This window comes from Streptomyces sp. NPDC008313 (genome assembly GCF_042956125.1).
In the GTDB taxonomy this organism is placed as follows: Bacteria; Actinomycetota; Actinomycetes; order Streptomycetales; family Streptomycetaceae; genus Streptomyces.
Genome location: NZ_JBIBFR010000002.1, coordinates 48,147 through 68,557, shown reverse-complemented (window position 1 = coordinate 68,557; position 20,411 = coordinate 48,147). Strand labels below are relative to the sequence as shown.

At 73.2% G+C, this 20,411-nt stretch carries 18 protein-coding genes; 6 read left to right on the top strand and 12 right to left on the bottom strand.

Annotation, left to right across the window (positions count from 1 at the left end; genetic code table 11):
* Positions 1-19 precede the first annotated feature (19 nt).
* Positions 20-388 (bottom strand): GntR family transcriptional regulator, encoded by a 369-nt coding sequence (locus ACFY93_RS03100; RefSeq protein ID WP_391353067.1) that lies wholly within the window; start codon positions 386-388, stop codon positions 20-22.
* 127 nt (positions 389-515) lie between these two features.
* On the opposite strand from ACFY93_RS03100, the gene ACFY93_RS03095 reads away from it, so the two are divergent.
* The gene (locus ACFY93_RS03095) at positions 516-1,445 is read left to right on the top strand and encodes a GNAT family N-acetyltransferase (RefSeq protein WP_391353066.1); all 930 of its coding nucleotides are present in this window, start codon (positions 516-518) and stop codon (positions 1,443-1,445) included.
* A complete protein-coding gene (locus tag ACFY93_RS03090) occupies positions 1,426-1,926 on the top strand; it encodes a DUF402 domain-containing protein (RefSeq protein WP_391353065.1) in 501 nt (166 codons plus the stop codon). The genes ACFY93_RS03095 and ACFY93_RS03090 overlap by 20 nt, the downstream gene beginning before the upstream one ends.
* Here the strand turns inward: ACFY93_RS03090 and ACFY93_RS03085 are convergent.
* Positions 1,907-2,536: a methyltransferase domain-containing protein gene (locus tag ACFY93_RS03085; protein WP_391353064.1), complete on the bottom strand. Its 630-nt coding sequence runs from the start codon at positions 2,534-2,536 to the stop codon at positions 1,907-1,909. The two genes, ACFY93_RS03090 and ACFY93_RS03085, sit on opposite strands and share 20 nt — an antisense overlap.
* 200 nt (positions 2,537-2,736) lie before the next feature.
* Between ACFY93_RS03085 and ACFY93_RS03080 the strand changes: the two genes are divergently transcribed.
* A complete protein-coding gene (locus ACFY93_RS03080) occupies positions 2,737-2,874 on the top strand; it encodes a hypothetical protein (RefSeq protein ID WP_391353063.1) in 138 nt (45 codons plus the stop codon).
* Between the two features lie 216 nt (positions 2,875-3,090).
* Positions 3,091-4,131, top strand: a complete 1,041-nt coding sequence (locus ACFY93_RS03075) for a lytic polysaccharide monooxygenase (protein ID WP_391353062.1) — start codon at positions 3,091-3,093, stop codon at positions 4,129-4,131.
* Between the two features lie 92 nt (positions 4,132-4,223).
* Here ACFY93_RS03075 and ACFY93_RS03070 read toward each other — a convergent pair whose 3' ends face one another.
* A complete protein-coding gene (locus ACFY93_RS03070; RefSeq protein ID WP_391353061.1) occupies positions 4,224-5,081 on the bottom strand; it encodes an alpha/beta fold hydrolase in 858 nt (285 codons plus the stop codon).
* A 250-nt stretch (positions 5,082-5,331) separates the two neighbouring features.
* Entirely contained in the window at positions 5,332-5,778 is a 447-nt protein-coding gene (locus tag ACFY93_RS03065; protein ID WP_391353059.1) for a MarR family transcriptional regulator, read from the bottom strand.
* Between the two features lie 104 nt (positions 5,779-5,882).
* Between ACFY93_RS03065 and ACFY93_RS03060 the strand changes: the two genes are divergently transcribed.
* Positions 5,883-6,257, top strand: coding sequence for a cupin domain-containing protein (locus tag ACFY93_RS03060; protein WP_391353058.1), 375 nt, complete (start codon positions 5,883-5,885; stop codon positions 6,255-6,257).
* A gap of 93 nt (positions 6,258-6,350) precedes the next feature.
* Here the strand turns inward: ACFY93_RS03060 and ACFY93_RS03055 are convergent, their stop codons facing one another.
* The 6 genes from ACFY93_RS03055 to ACFY93_RS03030 form a co-directional block, all read right to left on the bottom strand.
* Positions 6,351-7,325 (bottom strand): hypothetical protein, encoded by a 975-nt coding sequence (locus ACFY93_RS03055; protein WP_391353056.1) that lies wholly within the window; start codon positions 7,323-7,325, stop codon positions 6,351-6,353.
* Positions 7,322-10,936, bottom strand: a complete 3,615-nt coding sequence (locus ACFY93_RS03050) for a DNA polymerase III subunit alpha (protein ID WP_391353055.1) — start codon at positions 10,934-10,936, stop codon at positions 7,322-7,324. Before ACFY93_RS03050 ends, ACFY93_RS03055 begins: the two co-directional genes overlap by 4 nt.
* 460 nt (positions 10,937-11,396) lie before the next feature.
* Positions 11,397-12,479, bottom strand: a complete 1,083-nt coding sequence (locus tag ACFY93_RS03045) for an alpha-lytic protease prodomain-containing protein (RefSeq protein WP_391353054.1) — start codon at positions 12,477-12,479, stop codon at positions 11,397-11,399.
* A gap of 536 nt (positions 12,480-13,015) precedes the next feature.
* Positions 13,016-13,918: an alpha-lytic protease prodomain-containing protein gene (locus tag ACFY93_RS03040; protein ID WP_391353052.1), complete on the bottom strand. Its 903-nt coding sequence runs from the start codon at positions 13,916-13,918 to the stop codon at positions 13,016-13,018.
* A 361-nt stretch (positions 13,919-14,279) separates the two neighbouring features.
* Complete coding sequence (locus ACFY93_RS03035; RefSeq protein ID WP_391353050.1) at positions 14,280-15,059, bottom strand: DUF1684 domain-containing protein; 780 nt, start codon at positions 15,057-15,059, stop codon at positions 14,280-14,282.
* Between the two features lie 238 nt (positions 15,060-15,297).
* The gene (locus tag ACFY93_RS03030) at positions 15,298-16,512 is read right to left on the bottom strand and encodes a DUF5685 family protein (protein ID WP_391353048.1); all 1,215 of its coding nucleotides are present in this window, start codon (positions 16,510-16,512) and stop codon (positions 15,298-15,300) included.
* Between the two features lie 292 nt (positions 16,513-16,804).
* Between ACFY93_RS03030 and ACFY93_RS03025 the strand changes: the two genes are divergently transcribed.
* The gene (locus ACFY93_RS03025; RefSeq protein ID WP_391353046.1) at positions 16,805-17,239 is read left to right on the top strand and encodes a cell division protein SepF; all 435 of its coding nucleotides are present in this window, start codon (positions 16,805-16,807) and stop codon (positions 17,237-17,239) included.
* Positions 17,240-17,293: 54 nt separating this feature from the next.
* Here the strand turns inward: ACFY93_RS03025 and ACFY93_RS03020 are convergent, their stop codons facing one another.
* Both ACFY93_RS03020 and ACFY93_RS03015 read right to left on the bottom strand, forming a co-directional pair.
* On the bottom strand, positions 17,294-18,484 hold the full coding sequence (locus ACFY93_RS03020; protein WP_391353044.1) for an acyl-CoA dehydrogenase family protein: 1,191 nt from the start codon (positions 18,482-18,484) through the stop codon (positions 17,294-17,296).
* A gap of 148 nt (positions 18,485-18,632) precedes the next feature.
* Positions 18,633-20,240, bottom strand: a complete 1,608-nt coding sequence (locus ACFY93_RS03015) for an MFS transporter (RefSeq protein ID WP_391353042.1) — start codon at positions 20,238-20,240, stop codon at positions 18,633-18,635.
* Positions 20,241-20,411 lie beyond the last annotated feature (171 nt).

Below are 20,411 nucleotides of genomic sequence, written 5' to 3'. Positions count from 1 at the left end.
GGTGGCGGCCCCGCCGGCCTCACCCCTCGTACGCCGCCCGGAGGGCGTCGCGGACCGCCGCGAGGGCGGCGGACTCCGTCAGGCCCAGGCGGCGGGCGCGCTCGGCGTAGGCCAGGGCCGCCGCCGCGGCCTCGCGCTCGGCGGCCGAACCGGCGGCGGCCACCAGCGTGCCGTTGCGGCCGCGGGTCTCGATCACCCCGTCCGCCTCCAGCGCCCGGTAGGCCTTGGCCACCGTGTTCGGGGCGAGGCCGAGTTGCTCGGCGAGACCGCGCACGGTGGGCAGCCGGTACCCGACGGGCAGCGCGCCGGACCTCGCCTGCTCGGAGATCTGGGCGCGCACCTGCTCGTAGGCCGCCGCCCCCTCATCGATGTGGATCTTCAGAGTCACGCGGCGATTGTCCCGCACCCGGCGGACTCGGCGCCCGGCGGACTCCCTCCGCGTCCGCCGGGCGCGGAGGCCGCCGGGCGGAAATCGAGAGGCACGGGGACGCGCCCCGCACGTAGCGTGCGGCCCCATGACCGTGATCGTGCGCGCACTGCGCCGCGGGGACCGGGCGGACGCCGAGGACTACGTCCGTGTCCGCCGGCTGGCGCTCCCCTTCATGCTGTCCACCCCGGAGTCGCTCGCCTACGACCTCGAACACACCCACCCGGACGCCCACTACCGGCCGCTGCTCGCCGAGGAGGACGGGGAGGCGGTCGGCACGGCCCAGGCGGGCATCGTGTACGACAGTCCGGAGCCCGGCCAGGCGTATCTCCACGTGTACGTGGATCCCGGCCGGACGGGCCGGGGCGCCGGCTCCCTGCTGGTGCGCACCGCCGAGGAGCATCTGCGGGCCCTCGGCGCGACGAGGCTCCACTCCTGGGTGCTCGACGCGCCCGGCAACCGCGCCTTCGCGGAGCGGCACGGCTACCGCGCGAGCCGCTCCGCGCACTTCCTCCGCCTCGGCCTGGCGAACGGCGGCCTGCCTCCGCTCCAGGACCCGCCCGCAGGTGTCGAACTGCGCACGGCCGCGGACTTCGCGGACGATCCGCGTCCGCTGTTCGAGCTGGACGCCCACACGCTGCTGGACGAACCGGGCGACGTCGACCGCGAGTTCACGGACTACGAGGCGTGGCTGGCGGAGACCTGGCACCACCCGCTGCTCAGCCACGAACTGACCTCGGTCGCGGTGTCCGGCGGCCGCCCCGTCGCGTTCAGCGCGGCCCGGACGGACGGCTCCACCCGCTACGGCACGGTGATGACCGGCACCGCCCGCGGCCACCGCGGCAGGGGCCTCGCCAAGCTCGTCAAGAACGACTCCCTGCACCGGGCCCGCGCCGCCGGACTGACCGAGGCGTTCACGGGCAACGACACGGGCAACGGCCCGATGCTCGCGGTCAACCAGTGGTTCGGCTACGAGGTGTGCGCGACGGAGGTGCAGTATGTCCGCGACCTCGGCTGAGCCCGCCCGCCGGATGGAGATCGTGCTGGTCGAAGCGGGCCGCACCAAGATCAGATATCCCGCCGAGCTGCTGGCGGACGACGGCACCCGCGTCACCGTCCGGGCGCCGTGGGCGGGTGACGGGGTGCGCGACTTCGGCTTCGTGCGCTTCGAGCCGGGCGACGTCTTCACCGAGTACTACTGGCGGGACCGCTGGTACGCGGTGAAGGAGGTCCGCGACGCCCGGGGCGCGCTGAAGGGCTGGTACTGCGACATCACCCGGCCCGCCGCGGTCCACGACGGCGGGCTGGTCGTCGAGGATCTCGACCTGGACCTGTGGCGCTCCGCGGACGGCACGGCCGTACTCCGCCTGGACGAGGACGAGTTCGCGGCGAGCGGCCTTCAGCGCACGGACCCGCCGGCCGCCGGGGCCGCGCGAAGCGCCCTCGACGAGCTGGAACGGCTGGCCCGGGACGGCGGGTTCACGGCGCTGCTGGACTGACGGACACCACCGCGTACCGCTCGTCGGTCACCTCCTTGCCCCACAGCCGCGCGTCGTCCGACAGCCGCTCCACACGCGTGTCGCGGGCGAGGGGCGCGAGCAGGGCGGTCAGCCGGTCCGCGGCTATGCCGACCGGGCTGACGGTCCCCCACCGCCCCTCGACCAGCACCAGCCGTCCGCCCGGCCGCAGCAGATCGCACCAGTGCCGCAGCACGCGCCCGGGGCCGGGCAGCGTCCACAGCACGTGCCGTACCAGCACGGCGTCGAAGCGCTGCTCGCCGACGGGCGGCGCCGCGGCGTCACCGGTCAGGAACACGGCGTCACGTCCGGCGAGCTTGGCGCGGGCGAGACCGATCATGTCCGGGGAGAGGTCGACACCGGTGACGCGGTGTCCCTGCTCGGCGGCGAGCAGCGACAGGCTGCCCGTGCCGCAGCCGAGGTCGAGCACGTCGCCGGGCGCTCTCGGCAGCCAGTCCCCGAGCCGGTCCGCCCAGGCCGCGCGCACCGTGGCGTCCCGCAGCCCGTGGTCCGGCTCGTCGTCGAAGACGGCGGCCATCGCGTCCCAGTCCACGCCGGCCGCCACAAAGTTCGTTCCCCTGTCGCTGGTCATGCGTCCAGACTGGCACCCGCCACTGACAATCCGGCCCGGCATTCCGGCCCGGCAGCCCGGCCCGGCAGTGGGGACCGGCAGCCCGGTCCACGGCCCGACGTGACACCCGCCACTGACAGACCGCGGCCGATGAGGAACGCTCACCGAAAGGGTCTACCCCCGTGCGAGCGGGAACCCGGTAGGCACTGAAGGAGGCAGCCATGCGCCGCGTCACCGTGCAGAAGCCCCTGAGGAAGCCGGTCCTCCGCCGCCGGACGCGGGAGGAGGCCGACGAGCGCCCGGCCGAGCGCCCCGAGGTCCGCGAGGACATCCACCGCACCTGGTGGCCGGAAGGGTGAGCCGGCCCGGCCACGGGCCCACGAGACCTGCCGCGAGCGGCGTCGGACCAGCCGTTCGCAGGGCGGCGACGGCACCTGTCTGAGCGGAGCCTCAGCAGGTCCTTAAAGCGACCATAAGGATCTCCGGCATCGGCCCCGGGCAGGCGACCGGGCGGTTCGGTGGGGCTAGTTTGCTGATCGCCCCCACACCGTCCGACCGTCTTCTGGAGTACCCCCATGTCTGCTCGCCGCAAGGCCGCCGTGGCCGCCGTCGGTGTCCTTCCGCTCGCCCTCGCCGCGTTCGCCGCGACGCCCGCCGCCGCGCACGGCTCGATGGGGGACCCGGTCAGCCGGGTCTCGCAGTGCTACGCGGAGGGCCCCGAGAGCCCCCGGTCGGCCGCCTGCGCGGCGGCCGTGGCGGCGGGCGGGACACAGGCGCTGTACGACTGGAACGGCATCCGCATCGGCGACGCGAACGGCCGGCACCAGGAGCTGATCCCGGACGGAAAGCTGTGCAGCGCGGGCAACGACGAGTTCAAGGGGCTCGACCTGGCCCGCTCCGACTGGCCCGCGACGAGCGTGAGCAGCGGTGCGTACACCTTCAAATACCGGGTGACCGCGCCCCACAAGGGCACGTTCAAGGTGTACATCACGAAGCCGGGCTACGACCCGTCCAAGCCGCTGGCCTGGGGCGACCTGGATCTGTCCGCGCCGGTCGCCACGAAGACCGACCCGGTCGCCGCGGGCGGCTTCTACACGTTCTCCGGCACCCTGCCCGAGCGCTCGGGCAAGCACCTGCTCTACGCGGTCTGGCAGCGCTCGGACAGCCCGGAGGCCTTCTACTCCTGCTCCGACATCAGTTACGGCGGCGCGAACGGCGCCGGTGAGGCCGGGAGCGGCGACAGCGGTAGCGGGAAGGGCACCACCGGCGGAGCGGACGGGGCGGAGCCCGCGCCCGCCGCCTCCGCCCCGTCCGAGCGGCAGATCGAGGACGGGGCCGGCAGGTCGACCGTCGAGCACCACGGCCACGGCGACGCCGACGCCTCCACGTCGGCCGAGCCCCGCGCGGCCACCGGGGACGACTCCGACGGCACCGGCGGCGGCACCGCGAACCGGGCGGAGCCCGCGTCCGCCGGCCACGCCCTCGCGGAGACGGGCGGCTCCGGCTCGACGTCGTACATCGCGATCGGCGGGGCGGCCGCCCTGGCCCTCGGCGCAGCGGCGCTGTTCGCCTCGGTCCGCCGCCGCGCGGCGGGCGGCGGGCGGCACGGTCACTGACGCGCGGCGGTACACGGGTACCGGGTCCTGTCCGGCGGCTCAGGCCGGACAGGACCCGGGTTCGGGCCCGGGTACAGGTCCGGGCGCGTGCCCTACTGGAACACGCTCGCGCAGTTCGTGGGGGTGGCGTGCGCGGGATCGAGGGCGTTCGCCACCTCGTGGTAGGCGATGCGGTCGAGGACTCCGATCGTCACGTGCTCGGAGAGGTCCACCGCGCACAGGTCCTGCAGCAGCACGTTGCGGACGTCCGGCCCGGTGAGGAACTGCGAGCGGTAAGGGGTGACGACCTCGTCGTACTTGGTGGCGACGACGGTGTAGTGGACGCCGGGGACGGTGTCGCCGCCCGCGTTCAGCTTGGTCAGGAACGCGGAGCCGGCCACCTGGTCGGCGAGGCCGGGGGTGGCGGAGGAGAGCAGGTCGGAGGCGCCCGGGAAGTAGGGCAGGAGGTTCGCGAGACCGTTCAGGGTGGTTCCGTGGTTGTCGGGCGCGAGGCCGACGAGGGCGTTCACCTTGGCCGCCCCGCCGAGGAACTTGAGGTAGTAGCGGGGCATCATGCCGCCCTGCGAGTGGCCCACGATGTCGGTCTCGGCGGCTCCGGTGGCCGCGAGCACCTTGTCGACGAACACCTTCAGCTGTCCGGCCGACTCGTCGATGGGACCGAGGCCGTGGAAGAGCGGGACGCCGGACAACTGCCCGTAGTCCAGGGAGTAGACGCAGTAGCCGCGGTGCACCAGGTACGGGGCGAGGGCCAGCCAGTTGTCGACGGAGTTGCCGAAGGTTCCGTGGACGAGGACGATGGGCCGGGGGTGGGCGGTGGACGGCCGGCACGTGTAGTCGTTCCAGCCGCTGCTCGGCGCGTCGGCGCTGGCGGTGGCGGCCGGCACGACGGCGACCGCGGCGGCCAGCAGCAGCGCGGTGAGGGGTCTGAGCGCGCGTTTCCAGGGCAGCATCGGGTGATCTCCTCGCACATGGGGGGAAGGGGATGGCACGACGCCCTGTGATCCGGATCACGGGATGCTGTTCATTCATCAAGTTACGGATGAGTAGCCCACGCGGGAAGTTACGCGTCAGTAAAAACTTCCGGTGTTGACTTCCGGCGTGACCACCGGTGGTGACTTCCGTCGCCGCCCGACGAGACCGACGGCGCCCGTACGAGACCGACGGCGCCGGACGCGCGCGGCCCGGACTCCGGGCCGGCCGTCACCAGGTGGGCCTCACCGGGCCGCCCGGCGCGATGGCCAGCAGCCTCTCGCGGAGCGCGAGGGCCTCGCGCTCACCGAGCAGTTCGACCCACGGCCGCACCGCGTCCGCGGCGGCCTCCTCGGCGGCGCGTGTGCACGCCCAGCCGAGCTCGGTCATGACGACCAACCGGGCCCGGGCGTCGTCCGGATGCGGGCACCGCTCGGCGTAGCCCCTGCGTACGAGGTCGTCCACGAGCTGGCTCGCGGCCTGCTTGGTGACCCCCAGATGGGCCGCCAGCTCCGTCGCGGTGGCACCGTCCGGCGCGAGACGCGTGAAGGCGAAGCCGTGCGCGGGCCGGATCCCCTCGAAGCCGCGGGCGACCACGCCGTCGTGGATGCGCTGCGTGAGCTCACCGGCGGCGGCGAGCAGGGCTGCGGTCAGGGCCAGGGCCTCGGAATTTCGCACGGGAGCATTGAAACACCCTTGACGAAATGGTCAAGCTGCTTGACCATATAGACAAGTAGCTTGACCACTTTCCCTACAGGCCCCACCGGCCCAGGAGGTCCGCCATGCCCATCGTCCGCCCGTCCGAAGCCGTCGTCCACGAGATGCACGGAGCCCGTTTCGTCTCGTACGCCTCGCCCGCCACCGGCAGCAAGGAGCTGTGCGCCTGGCGCGGCGAGGTGCCCGGAGGGACGAAGGCGCCCGCGCACACCGTCAGCCGGGAGGAGATCCTGCACCTGCTCGGGGGTGAACTGCTGGTCACCCTCGACGGACACACCCATCGCGCCACCGCGGGCGACACGCTGATCGTCAACCCCGGCACGACGCTCCGCATCGAGAACCCGACCGGGGAGACCGCGACCATGTGGGTCACCACCTCCATCGGCCTGGAGGCGCGCCTCGCCGACGGCACCCGCATCACTCCCCCGTGGGCGGGCTGACCCCCGGCAACTCCGGGCCGGGCCCGGGAGACGATCCGGGCCCGGCCGGGGCGCCCCGCGCACACGCCGGTGTCCAGGGGGTGTCTGACCCCCCTACGCGGCCAGCGTCCCCCGTGTCACCGCGCCCGGGCCGAACCGGGCCCTGGCCCGGTCGGCGACCTCCTCCAGCCTCCGGGCCTTCTCGTCCACCGGGTCGAAGGTGAGCTGGTAGGAGGCGTCCTCGGCGGAGGTCAGCCCCTCGGCGCGCAGGGCGACCGCGCGGACCCGGGCACGCTGGAGGCCCAGCCCCTCGTACACGCGGTACGCGGTGGCGGTGAGCGCCGAGGAGTGGGCGGTCGGCTCCCTGAGCGTGCGGCTGCGGGCGGTCGGGGGGCCGTCCGCGTAGCGCACGGTGAGGGTCAGCGTGCGGCAGACCTTCTCCAGGGCGCGCAGCCGTGCGCCCAGTTCCTCGGTGGCGGAGAGCAGCGCGCGCCGGTGCCGGACCGGGTCCAGCTCGTCCCGGGGGAAGGGGCGCTCGGCGGCGAGGGAGTGGGCCACACCGTTGGGCACGACCCGGCCGCGGTCGATCCCCTGGGCCCTCTCGCGCAGCTCGCGCCCGGTCCGCGCGCCGACGAGCCGCTGGAGCGTCGACAGGGGTGCGGCGGCGACCCTGCCGAGGGTGTCGAGCCCGTACTCGCACAAGGTGCGGGCGGTGCCGGGGCCGACTCCGGGCAGCGCCCCGACGGGCCGTGGCGCGAGGAACTCCCTGACGCCGTCCCGGTCGTCGGGCACCACACGGGTCACGCCGGGCTCGGCCTGCGCGAGCGCCATCCGGGCGAGCATCGGTCCGGGGCCCGCCCCGATCGCGCAGTCGATCCCGTACAGGGCGAGGGCCCGTACCCGGATCAGCGGGGCGAGTTCGACCGCGCCGCGCCCGAAGTACCGCTCGGCGCCCCGCAGATCGGCCAGCGCCCGGTCGGGGGGCAGCGCCTGGACGACGGGGGTGAACTCCTCCAGGACGCCGAGGAGCCGCGGAAAGGCCGCCTCGTGCATCGGAGCCTGCTGGAAACGTACGCAGAGGATGGTCATCCCGCACTCCCCGGACTCTGGTGCCACAACTTCCTTCCGCTCGCGGGCCCCTCGCCCGCGGGCCGCAGATCCGCCCACGGATGCATCTCGTAGCCGGTGGGCATCCGGATGCTGCGGGCACGGGCCGTGTCCATCGGGTCCGGCGCCGCGGAGCCGGCCGGCGGGGGCAGCCCGTCCGATCCGGCGAGCCGGGCCCGGTGCGCGCCGCCGCCGTCGCCGCTCCCGCCGTCACCGCCGCCGCCGTCCGTCCGATCCGGTGTGCCCGGCACCCGTGCCAGACGCGCGGCGACCACGTCGAGGCCGCCCTCGTGCCGCAGTTCGGCCAGTTCGGCGAGGTTCCAGGCCGCCGCTCCCACCACGCTGAAACTGCGGGGGCCGCGGCGCTGGACGACACCGCGGACGAGCAGCAGCCAGGAGTGGAAGACGGTGTGCGCGCAGGCGTCGTGGGAGTCGTCGAAGAAGGCGAGGTCGACCAGGCCCGTGCCGTCGTCGAGCGTGCTGAAGATGACGCGTTTGCCGGAGCGGACCGGCGGCGTCTGGGTGGCCGCCTTGGCGCCCGCGACCAGGACGGTCTCGCCGTGCCGCGCCTCCCGCAGCCGGCGTGCCGTCACCACGCCCAGCTCCTTCAGGAACTCCCGGTGGTCGTCCATCAGGTTGCGGGAGGCGTCCATGGAGAGCACGCCCAGTTCGGCGCTGAGCCTCTCCGCCGAGGTGAGGTCGGGCAGGCCGGCCGGCGCCGTCCCGCGTCCGCCGGACAGCGGGAGCTGGTCGCCGCGTCCGCCCCGGGCGCCGCGGTGCAGTTCGGTCAGGTGCAGCTGCAGGTCGCGGCGGTTGGCGCCGAACGCGTCCAGCGCGCCGACCTGGGCGAGCCGTCCCGCGAGGGGGCGGCTGGGCCGGGCCCGCTCCCAGAAGTCGAGCAGGGAGGCGTAGGGCGCTCCGTCCGCGATGCGGGCGGCCTCGGCCTCGCTGATGCCGTGCACGTCCGATAGCGCCAGCCGCACTCCCCAGACACCCGGTTTCCCGGGGCCCCCCGCGCCGTCCGCCCCCTTCGCTCCCCGCGTCCCTTCTCCAGTCGACTCCCCATCGGACACCAGTTCGATACGGTGGGCGACCGCCGACCGGTTCACGTCGAGAGGCAGGACCGGCACCCCCCGCCGCCGCGCGTCCGCGAGCAGCAGCCGCTTCGGGTACATGCCGGGGTCGTGCGTGAGCAGCCCCGCGTAGAAGGCGGCCGGATGGTGGGTCTTCAGCCACGCCGACTGGTACGTGGGCACGGCGAACGCGACCGCGTGCGCCTTGCAGAAGCCGTACGACCCGAAGGCCTCGACGATCTCCCAGGTCCGCGCGATCGTCTCCGCGTCGTACCCCCGGGCGGCCGCGCGCTGCGCGAACCAGAAGCGGATGCGCCCCTGCGAGCCGGGGTCGGAGAGCCCGCGGCGCACCCGGTCGGCCTCGTCGAGGCCGCAGCCGGTCAGGGTGTCGACGATGTGGATGACCTGCTCGTGGAAGACGACGACGCCGTACGTCTCCTTCAGCGGTCCCTCCAGGTCGGGGTGGGGGTAGCGGACGGGCGCCCGGCCGTGCCGCGCCTCGATGAACGGCCGCACCATGTCGGCGGCGACCGGTCCGGGCCGGAACAGCGAGATGTCCACCACCAGGTCGTGGAAGCCGGCCGGCTGGAGCCGTCCGACCAGGTCCCGCTGGCCCGGGGACTCGATCTGGAAGCAGCCGAGGGTCTCGGCGGTCCGGATGAGCCGGTACGTCGCCGGGTCGCCCGGCGGCACCGCGTCGAGGTCGACACCGGTGCCCGTGGCCCGCTCCACCTCGGCGACCGCGTGCGCCATCGCGGACTGCATCCGCACACCCAGCACGTCGAGCTTGAGCAGCCCGAGGTCCTCGACGTCGTCCTTGTCGAACTGGGACATGGGCAGCCCCTCGCCGCTGGTCGGCATCACCGGCGTACGGGCGAGGAGGGAGGCGTCGGAGAGCAGTACCCCGCACGGGTGCATGGCGACGCCGCGCGGGAGGGCGTCGAGGGACTCGACCAGCTCCCAGAGCCGGCCGTACCTCTCCTTCTCCCCCGCCAGCGCGCGCAGTTCGGGCAGTTCCTCCATGGCCGCGCGGGCGTCACGGGCACGGATGTGCGGGAAGGACTTGGCGATCCGGTCGATGTCGGCGGGGTCCAGGGACAGGGCGGCGCCCACGTCGCGGACGGCGTGGCGGACCCGGTAGGTCTCGGGCATCGCGACGGTCGCGACCCGCTCGGTGCCGAACCGCCCGATGATCGCGCGGTAGACCTCCAGCCGGCGCGCGGACTCCACGTCGATGTCGATGTCGGGCAGCACGGACCGCCGCTTGGACAGGAACCGCTCCATCAGCAGCCCGTGCTCGACGGGGTCGGCCTGCGCGATGCCGAGGAGGTGGTTGACGAGGGACCCGGCGCCGGAGCCGCGCGCGGCGACCCGGATGCCCATCCTCTTCACGTCGTCCACGACCTGGGCGACGGTGAGGAAGTAGGAGGCGAAGCCGTGGTGGGCGATGATGTCCAGCTCCCGGTGCATCCGCTCCCAGTAGGGCCGCCGGCCGGTGTAGCCGCGCAGCACCATGCCGGCCGCCGCGCGGGAGGCCAGCACCCGCTGGGCGGTGCGGCGCTCCGCGCCGACGAGGCGCGGCTCGGGGAAATGGACGGTCCCGATGCCGAGGTCGTCCTCCGGGTCGACGAGGCATTCGGCGGCGGTGGCCCGGGTCTGGTCGAGCAGGCGGTGCGCGGTGTCCCGGCGGAAGCCCGCGGCCTCGACGATCCGTTCGGCGGCGCCCAGCATGGCTCCGGCGTCCTTGAGCCAGCCCTCGCCGGAGTCCAGCTCGCCGCGGGGGTCGATGGGGACGAGCCGGCGGGCGGCGTCCAGGACGTCGGCGACGGGGTCCATGCCCGGGTCGGCGTACCGGACGGCGTTGCTGAGCACCGGGCGCACCCGCTGCTCGGCGGCGAAGCCGACGGTACGGGCGGCGAGGCGCAGCGAGCCGGGGCCGGTGCCCTCGCGGCCGTGCCAGACGGCTTCGAGCCGCAGGGCGTCGCCGTAGATCTCCCGCCAGGGCGCGAGCAGCCTCGCGGCCCGGTCGGGGCGTCCGGCGGTCAGGGCGCGGCCGACGTCGGAGGACGGGCCGAGCAGGACGGTCAGGCCCTCGGCGTGGTTGTGGTCCCAGGGGAGGACCGGCGGGCCCTCGCCCGAGTGGGCGGCGGTGACCAGCCGGCACAGGCCGGCCCAGCCGGCCGCGCCGTCCCGGCCGAGGAAGGTCACCCGGGGTGTCGACTCGTCGATGAAGGCGCCGCCGCGCACCGGGGTGCGGCGCCGCTCCGGCGGTGTTCCGCCCCTCCGGTCCCCGGCGGGGGCCGGAGGCTCCACCGCGAGTTCCGTTCCGAACAGGGGGCGGATGCCCGCCGTGGCGCAGGCCTTGGCGAACCGGACCGCGCCCGCGAGGGTGTCCCGGTCGGTGAGCGCGAGGGCGTCCATGCCCCGCTCGGAGGCGCGCTCGGCCAGCCGCTCCGGGTGCGAGGCGCCGTACCGCACGGAGAACCCGGAGACGGTGTGCAGATGCGTGAACCCGGACACACGCACCTCCTGCCTCGTGAGCCCCTGCCGTGCGGCTCATCCGTACTCATGAGCCCCGTCAGGTGACTCTCGAACATCCGTTCCCTTCCCCCCTGGCTCCCACCATAGACCAATTTTCGAACTACTGTGCGACAACCCTCCGAACCCCTCCCACCTGCGCAAACACCCGGCCACCTGGGCGGACTGTTGGGGACATGACGGGGATGGCCGCCCGCCCCGGCACCGGGCGGCGCCCACGCCGAAGGCCCCGCCCCCGCGGGTGCGGGGACGGGGCCTAGGGTCTTTCGTTTGGATCATGCCGGGCTCGCGGGGCCCGGCACCGCACCTCGCCGCGTTGTCGTCGGTTGCCATGGCTCCGCCATGTCGCCCTCCTCCGCCTTGCGATGCACGGCACCAAGCCCCGCTCCCTGATCCGGCCTGATCCAAACGAAAGACCCTAGTGCCGGACCGGGAGAGGCCGTCAGCCGATCTCGGCGCCGAAGACCGAGAGCGCCTCGGTGACCGGCTGGAAGAACGTTTCGCCCCCCGAGGTGCAGTCGCCGCTGCCGCCGGAGGTGAGACCGATCGCGGAGTCGCCCGAGAAGAGCGAGCCGCCGCTGTCACCGGGCTCGGCGCAGACGTCGGTCTGGATGAGCCCGTTGACGATGTCGCCGTTGCCGTAGTTCACGGTGGCGTCCAGGCCGGTGACCGTGCCGTCGTGCACCTGGGTCGTCGAACCGCTGCGGGTCACCTTCATGCCCACGGTCGCCTCGGCCGCCTTGGTGATGGCCTGGGTGGAGCCGTTGTAGAGGTCGACCTCGCTCGGGTGGTCGACCTCCGAGGTGTACTTGACCAGACCGAAGTCGTTGTCCGGGAAGCTGGACTGCTCGTTCGTCCCGATCTCCTCGCCGTTCGAGTCCGACCAGGTGGAGATCGCCTCGGTGCAGTGTCCGGCGGTGATGAAGTACGGCTGGCCGCCCTTGACCACGTTGAAGCCGAGCGAGCAGCGCCCGCCGGAGCCGGTGATGGCGTCGCCGCCCGCGATGAAGGGCTTGAACTCCCCCTTCGTGCGCTGGAGTTCCGCCGTGGCACCCAGCGAGTCGACGACCTTGTCCAGCCGGGCCCACTCGGCCCTGGAGACCGTGCGGTCCGCGGTGACGACGACCTTGTTGGCCGCCGGGTCGACGGCCCACGAGGTGCCCGGGATGGTCGCGTCCTTCGTGAGCGCCGTACGGGCGCTCTTCAGTTCGGCGAGGGAGTTCTCGACGATCCGGGCCTTCGCGCCGGCCTCCTCGACCGTCTTCGCGGCGGTCTCGTCGAGCACGTTCACGACGAGGTTCTTCGCCTTCGCGTCGTAGTACGTCCCGGCCGCGTCGGCTCCGAGGTCCTCGCCGAGCGTCGAGGCGAGCTTTCCGGCCGCCGTCACCGAGAGGGTCTCGGGCGCCGCGGACGGCGCGCTCTCGCTCGCGTTCGCAGTCTGGAAGGTGACACCCGCGGCCACCAGTGCGGCGATGCCCGCACCTGCCGCTGCGGCACGGCGCCGGGGTATGCGTCGGTGCTTCACGTTACGTCCTCCTGTGGGGGGTCGGCCGGGGAGGTTGTGGGGACCCCTCCGACCGGAAGGCGTGCGGCGACGGACCCGGCTCACAACAAAAAGCCGCGTCCATGCCAACTGTGTGCGGCCCACTATTCCGACGCCACGAGGGCGCACACAAGGTCGACTTCAGGACGCGCGTACAGCAACCGACGTGCGCTCCCTACGCCTTGGCCGCCCGTGGTCGCACCCCGCGCGTTCCCTCTGCAAACACCCCAGGGGCACGGTCCCTGCGCAGCGAGTGAGGACTAGTCCTGTCCTGAAATCGCCCCCGCGCCGACCGGTTTCCCCTCGGGTCCGCCCGCCGGACGCGGACATGAGCGGGCCCCCGCACGGCGGTTGCCGTACGGGGGCCCGCCTGCCGCCGGCCGCGGTCAGGCCGCGGGAGGGGGTCCGGCGCCGGACGCCCTCCTACGTGTTCTGCGTGTCGTACGTGGTGCGGGCCGTACGGGGTACGTGTCCTGCCGGCGCATCCCGTACGGGTCGTGCGGATCGCGTGACGGCCGTCAGTAGACGTGGACTCCGTAGGCGCTCAGGGCCTCGGTGACCGGCTGGAAGAAGGTCGTACCGCCGGAACTGCAGTTGCCGCTGCCGCCGGAGGTCAGTCCGTACGCGGTGGATCCGCCGTACAGCGGACCGCCGGAGTCGCCGGGCTCGGCACAGACCGTGGTCTGGATGAGTCCGGAGACGACGTCACCGCCGCCGTAGTTGACCGTCGCGTTGAGCGCGGTGACGCGGCCGCTGTGCGTACCGGTCGTGGAGCCGCGGCGGTAGACGGTGGTGCCGACGGAGGGCGTGGCCGCCCGGGTGATGTCCTGACTGCCCACGGCGCCCGACTTGGTGACCGAGCTGTTGGTGTAGCGGACGATGCCGTAGTCGTTGCCGGGGAAACTGGATCCGGCGGTCGAACCGAGCGTCGTCGAGTGCCCGGAGTTGGACCACCAGGTACCCGCGCCGTCGGTGCAGTGCCCGGCGGTCAGGAAGTAGTAGTTGCCGCTGCCGTCCTGGACGTTGAAGCCCAGCGAACAGCGCCAGCTACTCGCATAGATGGCGTCGCCGCCGGAGATCAGCTTGCTGAACCTGCCCGCCGTGTGCTTGATCGTGAGGGCGCCGGCATCGCTGCCCGCCTCCCTCTTGATCTCCGCGATCTCGGCGTTGGAGACGGTGCTGTCGACGGTGACGACGACACGGTTCGTCCTGGCGTCGACGGCCCAGGCGGTGCCGGCGACGTCGGCCTTGAGCACCGAGTCGCTGACGCCGCTGAGCTGGTTGGCGCTGAAGGTGCCCGTGTCCGACGCGTTCGCGCTGGGGACCGCGAACGCTGCCGCGGCCACGAGTCCGGTACCGACGGCGATCAGCCGGGTCCGTCTCGCCACGCCGCCGCGAAGGGTGGTGCGCTTGATCCTCACTTCTCGTCCTCCCGAGGGGAAGTTGGGGGCCCGCGTGGGGTCGGGGCCCGTGAGGCGCAGCCAGGGGACTCCGTCCGATTTCCGGACACGCCGTGCCCCTGACAAGCGCTGGGGGGAGTATTCGGCCGCGCGACCGGCGGACGCAAGAGCGCCTTTCAGCCGTGCAGCATTCAACTTACGCAGGTGCCCAGGGAGTTGGTCCCCCTGGGCACGAATGTGCAGATTACGTGCGAATACGTGGTGCCACTCGTCGTACTGAAGCGCCGTACCGCTTCTCCGTACGGACACTCGGGGCGGGCGCTTCTGTACGACTTCTGTCCGTACGCGTTCCTCTGTACGGGTACGGGCCGCTCTGTACGGTTCAGAGCAGTCCGCGTTCTCCCGCCTCGACGGCCACGCCCAGCGTGTTCCCGGGGGGCGGGAGCGGACAGACGAAGTGGTCGGCGAACGCGCACGGCGGGAGCAGGGTGCGGTTGAAGTCCACCGTCGTGCTCCCCTCGCCGTCGGGTGCGGCGGGCCGCAGGAACCGGAAGCGGTAACTGCTGTCCCCGCTGGTGGCGTCGGCGAAGACGGCCCAGAGCGAACCGTCGTCCCGGACCGTCACCTGGAGGGTGAGGTCCTGCCCCTCCAGCTCGAAGGCGAGTACGCCGCCGAGCCCGAGGCCGCGCTCCCGTCCGTCCGCGTTCTCGACGCGGACGGTACGGCTCTCCCCGTACGGGGTGAAGTGCCCCGGCACCGACCAGCGCGGGTCGTACGCCGTCGCCTCGATGCCCTTGAACGCCTTGCGCGCGGGGGCCGCGGGGTCGAAGTCGCGTACGCCGGGGACCTGGTCGCGGACGAGGACGACGAACCGCCGCTCACCGTGGCCGACACGGGCCTCGGCCGCGGGGCCGGGGTCCTCGGCCAGCCGTGTCTCACCGGCGAAGGGTTCGCCGTCGAGGGTGAGACCGTCGTCGGCGTGAGCGGTGAGCACCACTCCCTCGGGGGTCTCGCGCCAGCGGCCGGGTATGTCCGGAAGTCGACCCTCCGGATAGTCGGGGAGCCAGTGCGTACCGGTGAGGGCGAGTGGTCCGTGGGGCGCGGAGACCGTCGCTGTGCGGTCCTCGTGCCACAGCTTCCACTCGGATGCTTCCGTCGTCATGCGCCCCACCCTTACCCGTCCCCCCGGCCTCCGCCAGCCCGGACGCCGAACGGCGGCACGGCCGCGGCACGCCGCGCTCCCCCGCCTCGGTGAGCGCGACGGCGACTCGGCGGGCGCGGCGGATCCACGGCGGCCCGACGCGTCACCCGCCTGGACGACGGCCGTACGGTTCCGGGCCGCCGCCGGCCGCGCCGCCGGGGGCGGGCACCGTCCGCGCCAGGCGGGCGCGGTCCGTGCGTCAGCAGTCGCAGCAGGAAAGGCACTCACAGCACTCGCAGCAGGAACAGGCCTCGCAGCAGCCACTGTCGCAGCCGCAGTCGCAGCTGCCGCAGCCCCCCTCACGCTTCTTGCGCGACCACGGCCCCTCGAACTCGTCGGCGCAGCACACCTTGCAGGTGCAGCAGAGTCCGATCGCGGCCGCGCACCCGGCCCAGAAGCCGCGCTTGCCGGGCCGCGGCGGCTCGCCGCCGAAGGGGTTGCCGCCGAAGGGGTTGCCGCCGCCCGCCGGACCCTGAGGGCTGTACGGACCCTGCGGGCCGTAGGGGCCGCCCTGCTGCGGCGGGCCGAAGGAGTCCTCCGGCGCGTGGCCGCAGGCAGCCGTCCCGAAGGCGCGGTCCACCGACCGCTTCAGCTCGTGCGCGAGCAGCATGTGCGCCAGCCTGCCGTCGGTGAACGCGCACTCGCGCAGCGCCAGCCGGATCCCGTGCAGCGCGTCGTCGGCGAGGCGGCGGGCCTCGGCCAGGGACGTACCGGTCGCCGTCAGCGGGTTCCAGGCGCCCGCGGCGGCGTCGGCCTCGCGGTCCTCGACGGCGTCCAGCAGATGCGCGAGCCGCCCGAAGAGCCGTCCGGCCTCCGCGAGCGGCTCGGCGTTGCCGGGGCGGCCGGCGAGGACCGCGGTGTGCGCGAAGGCCGCGGCGGTCGCCGTCTCGGTCGGTTCGGTGACCGTGAGCAGTGGGGTGCCAAGGCCGGCGAGCGTCTCGATGCCGAGCTGCCGGTCCACCGCGTCGACGAGCACGGCGGTGTCGAAACCGACGTCGAGACCGGTGCGGGCGCCGGCCCTGCCCCAGCTCGCGGCGACCCGGCGGGCGGCGAGCGCCACCGGCCTGCGCGCCAGCAGACCGTCCCCGTCGGCCACATGGTCGCGGACCTTCGCGGAGGCCAGGACCAGGGAGACGGCGGCGGCGAGCCGGGCGCCCTCGCCCTGCGCCACGGACGCGGTGCGCATCCCGCGCAGCGGACACGGCCCGGCCGTACGCCGCCCTCCCGCGGCGTCGCCCCCGGCCTGAGCCTCCGTCAGGACGGAGATGAGCAGGCCGTCGTAGTTGGTGACGACCCGGGCGAACTGGCCGTGGTCGCCGCGCAGTGCGAGACACAGTCCGCACAGGTGCGCCATCCACTGGCTTTTGAGTCCTTCACCGAGCCGGTGACTGCAGGGCCTCACTATTCCGAACACGACACTCCCCCGTGCCTCGTCAACAACGCTGAGCCGCGGCATCGTACCGGTCCGGGACTTCACCCGTACGCACGGTCTCTCACCCGTACGCCGTGAAGAATCATATTTCACTCACAGTCAGCACCCGTATACGGCATAACCCTTGGGAGCGCGGGCCCTCGACGAACGCGCTGTGCACCAGTACCGTCACGAAACCCCCGCGCGGCGTCAATCCACTTGGCGCGACATCCGCATCATGGACGACCATGGGGAATGCGGAAAGCAAGAATGACCGCTGTGAGAGGAGGCGTCCATGGGATCGGTGCGCAAGGCGAGTGCCTGGCTTGGCCTCGTCGACGACAACGATGACGAGCGTTACTACGACGACGACTACGCCGAGGGGCAGGACTCCGGCGATGCCTGGGTCACCGACCCGCGGGTGAAGGTCGCGTCCGACGCGGCACAGGAGACGGGCCGCCGCATCGGCACGGTCACCCCGGACAGCTTCCGGGACGCGCGCGGCATCGGCGAGCTCTTCCGGGACGGTGTCCCGGTCATCATGAACCTCACGGCCATGGAACCCGCCGACGCCAAGCGTGTCGTCGACTTCGCGGCCGGCCTGACCTTCGGGCTGCGCGGCACCATCGAGCGCGTCGCGACCCGTGTCTTCCTGCTGACCCCGGCCAACACGGAGATCGTCAGCGGCGAGGCCGACCGTCAGTCGGGCGGCTTCTTCAACCAGAGCTGAGGCAGGGCCGCTCACCGGCCATGCCTTCCGCACCGCCGGTCACACGGACCCCGGTCACCGGAAGGCGTCGAGACCGGTGAGCGCCTTGCCCAGCACCAGTTGGTGCATCTCCACGGTGCCCTCGTAGGTGAGCACCGACTCCAGGTTCGTGGCGTGCCGCATCACGGGGTACTCGAGCGAGATCCCGTTGGCGCCGAGGATCGTCCGCGCCGTGCGGCAGATGTCGATGGCCTCCCGCACGTTGTTGAGCTTGCCGAAGCTGACCTGTTCGGGACGGAGCCGTCCCGCGTCCATGCGGCGCCCCAGGTGGTGCGCCAGCAGGATCCCCTTGTGCAGTTCGACCGCCATGTCGGCGAGTTTGGCCTGGGTGAGCTGGAAGCCCCCGATCGGCCTGCCGAACTGCTCGCGCGTCTTCGCGTACGCGACGGCCGCCTCGAAACTGGCGCGCGCGGCGCCCATCGATCCCCACACGATGCCGTAGCGGGCGTGCGAGAGGCAGCTGAGCGGCCCCTTCAGCCCGGTAACCCCCGGCAGCACGGCGTCGGCGGGCAGCCGTACGTCGTCCATGACGAGTTCGCTGGTGACGGAGGCCCGCAGCGACCACTTGTGCTTGATCTCGGGTGCGGAGAACCCGGGGGCGTCGGTGGGCACGACGAAACCGCGGATGCCGTCGTCGGTCCGCGCCCACACCACGGCGACGCCGGCGACCGATCCGTTGGTGATCCACATCTTGCGTCCGCTGAGCACCCAGTCCCCGCCGTCGCGCTTGGCGAAGGTGCGCATGGCCGCCGGGTCGGAGCCGTGGTCGGGCTCGGTGAGACCGAAGCATCCGATGACCTCGCCGGCCGCCATCCGCGGCAGCCAGGTCCGCTTCTGCTCCTCGGAGCCGAACCGGTGGATCGCGTACATGGCCAGCGAGCCCTGCACGGACACGAGCGAGCGGATGCCGGAGTCGGCGGCCTCCAGCTCCAGGCAGGCGAGCCCGTACTGCACGGCGCTCGCGCCGGCGCAGCCGTACCCCGACAGCGACATCCCGAGCGCGCCGATCCCGCCGAGCTCCCTGGCCAGCTCCCGGATGCCGGGCAGCTCGCCCTTCTCGTACCACTCGGCGACGTGCGGCAGCACCCGGTCCTCCGCCCAGGACCGCACGGTGTCGCGGATCGCGAGGTCCTCGGGCTCCAGCAGGTCGTCGAGACCCAGCGGATCGGCGGGGTCGAAGGGCGGCAGCTTCGAGGACGCGGACATGGGGCAGCCTCCGGGGCGGTAGGGACCAGCACGGTGAAACTAGCACCGCTAGTCACACAGGCGACTCGAGGGACGTTACGACGCGGTCTCCCCCCAAGTCCAGAGCCCCCGGCCCCCGCGCGGCTGCGCGGGCACCCGGGAGCGGACGCTACGCGGAGACCCGGGACGGGGCCGCCTCCCGGGGCGCGGGGATCTCCGCCGGGCCCGGCACGGACGCACCGCACTCCATGACCCGCGGCAGCCGCAGCGCCATCACCGCCCCGAGGAGCAGCAGGCCCGCGCTGACCAGCAGGGTGACGTGCAGTCCGTGCACGAAGGAGTCCCGCGCTGCGGCCCGCAGCGCGGCGCCCGGCGCGCCGCCGAGCCGCGCGGCGACCTCGTACGCCTCGCCCAGCGAGTGCCCGGCGGCGTCGGAGTCCGCCGCGGGGACCCCGGGCACCGAGGCGAGCCCGGGGGCGTACGCGGCGTTCATCACGCTGCCGAGGAGGGCGATGCCGATACCGGCGCCGAGCTGGTAGGACGTCTCCCCGATCGCCGCGGCCCCGCCCGCCTGGGTGGCCGGCGCCTCGCTGAGCATGGACTCGTACGCGCCGAACAGCGTCGTCTCCAGGCCGAAGCCCAGCAGCACGAAACCGAGGAGCAGCAGGCCGGTGTTGTCGTGCGGGCCCATCGCGGTGAGGGTGACGACGGCCGCCGCGGTGAGGCAGAAGCCGGAGCAGACCATGGCGCGAGGACCGAACCGCCGCAGCGTCTTCGCCCCGGCGAGGCCCGCCGCCATCGCCGCGACGGTGAGCGGCAGCAGCCGCAGTCCCGTCTCCAGCGGCGACAGGTCCAGCACGAGCTGCAGGTACTGGGCGGCGATCAGTTCGAGTCCGACCAGGGCGAGCATGGCCAGCACGATGCAGCCGACCGCCGTGCTGAACGCCGGCCTGGCGAACATCCCGAGGTCGACGAGCGGCTGTGCGCGCCGCTTCTGCCGCCGTACGAATCCGGCCAGCAGCGCACCGCCCGCCAGCAGCGGTACCAGGGTGAACGGGCTGAGCGGCGCCTCGCCGCCGCCGAGCCGCTTGACGCCGAGGACCACGCCGAACAGACCGGCGGCGGCCATCAGCGCGCCGGCCACGTCCCAGGGGCCGTTCCGCTCGCCCTTCGACTCGGGCAGCAGCCGGCGTCCCACGGGCAGGCTGACCAGCATCAGCGGGATGTTGACGAGGAAGACGGATCCCCACCAGAAGTGTTCGAGGAGGAAGCCGCCGAGCAGTGGTCCGACCGCCGCGCCGACGGCGGCGACGGCGCTCCAGATGCCGATGGCGAGCGCGCGCTCACGCCGGTCGGGAAAGACCTGGCGCAGGATCGACAGCGTCGCGGGCATGATCATCGCGCCGCCGACACCGAGCAGCGCACGCGCCCCGATCAGCACCTGCGCGCTCCCGGCGAAGGCCGCGATCGCGGAGGCGACGCCGAAGAGCGCGTAGCCGAGGAGCAGGACGCGTCTGCGGCCGACCCGGTCGCCCAGCGTGCCGAAGAGGATCAGCAGCGAGGCGCAGACGAGGGGATAGACGTCGACGATCCAGAGCAGTTCTATCGCGCCGGGCCTGAGGTCCTCGGTGACGGCGGGCACAGCGACGTGCAGCACGGTGGCGTCGAGGGCCACCAGGAGCAGGCTGACACACAGCACCACGAGGACGACCCAGCGGTTGGCACCGGCCCCGGCCTCCCGACGGCGACACGCGGCGGCCGTGGTCGTCCCGGACATGTACGTACCTCCCAGAGATCCCTCGCGTTCGGCGAAGCCGCGGGGTGGGGACTCCCAGCGGCCGTGGCGGGGAGGAGCGGTGTCTCCCGACGCCCACGCAACAAAGGCGAGTGAGCGCCAGCGTACGCGAGTTCCGGCCACACCCACGTGTCGCACCTCACGTTCGCCCGG

Bases quoted from the DNA above. Each gene is read 5' to 3' on its own strand.
- ACFY93_RS03095 (WP_391353066.1), top strand. From the start codon at position 516: ATGACCGTGATCGTGCGCGCACTGCGCCGCGGGGACCGGGCGGACGCC.
- ACFY93_RS03090 (WP_391353065.1), top strand. From the start codon at position 1,426: ATGTCCGCGACCTCGGCTGAGCCCGCCCGCCGGATGGAGATCGTGCTG.
- ACFY93_RS03085 (WP_391353064.1), bottom strand. From the start codon at position 2,536: ATGACCAGCGACAGGGGAACGAACTTTGTGGCGGCCGGCGTGGACTGG.
- ACFY93_RS03080 (WP_391353063.1), top strand. From the start codon at position 2,737: ATGCGCCGCGTCACCGTGCAGAAGCCCCTGAGGAAGCCGGTCCTCCGC.
- ACFY93_RS03075 (WP_391353062.1), top strand. From the start codon at position 3,091: ATGTCTGCTCGCCGCAAGGCCGCCGTGGCCGCCGTCGGTGTCCTTCCG.
- ACFY93_RS03070 (WP_391353061.1), bottom strand. From the start codon at position 5,081: ATGCTGCCCTGGAAACGCGCGCTCAGACCCCTCACCGCGCTGCTGCTG.
- ACFY93_RS03060 (WP_391353058.1), top strand. From the start codon at position 5,883: ATGCCCATCGTCCGCCCGTCCGAAGCCGTCGTCCACGAGATGCACGGA.
- ACFY93_RS03055 (WP_391353056.1), bottom strand. From the start codon at position 7,325: ATGACCATCCTCTGCGTACGTTTCCAGCAGGCTCCGATGCACGAGGCG.
- ACFY93_RS03035 (WP_391353050.1), bottom strand. From the start codon at position 15,059: ATGACGACGGAAGCATCCGAGTGGAAGCTGTGGCACGAGGACCGCACA.
- ACFY93_RS03025 (WP_391353046.1), top strand. From the start codon at position 16,805: ATGGGATCGGTGCGCAAGGCGAGTGCCTGGCTTGGCCTCGTCGACGAC.
- ACFY93_RS03020 (WP_391353044.1), bottom strand. From the start codon at position 18,484: ATGTCCGCGTCCTCGAAGCTGCCGCCCTTCGACCCCGCCGATCCGCTG.
- ACFY93_RS03015 (WP_391353042.1), bottom strand. From the start codon at position 20,240: ATGTCCGGGACGACCACGGCCGCCGCGTGTCGCCGTCGGGAGGCCGGG.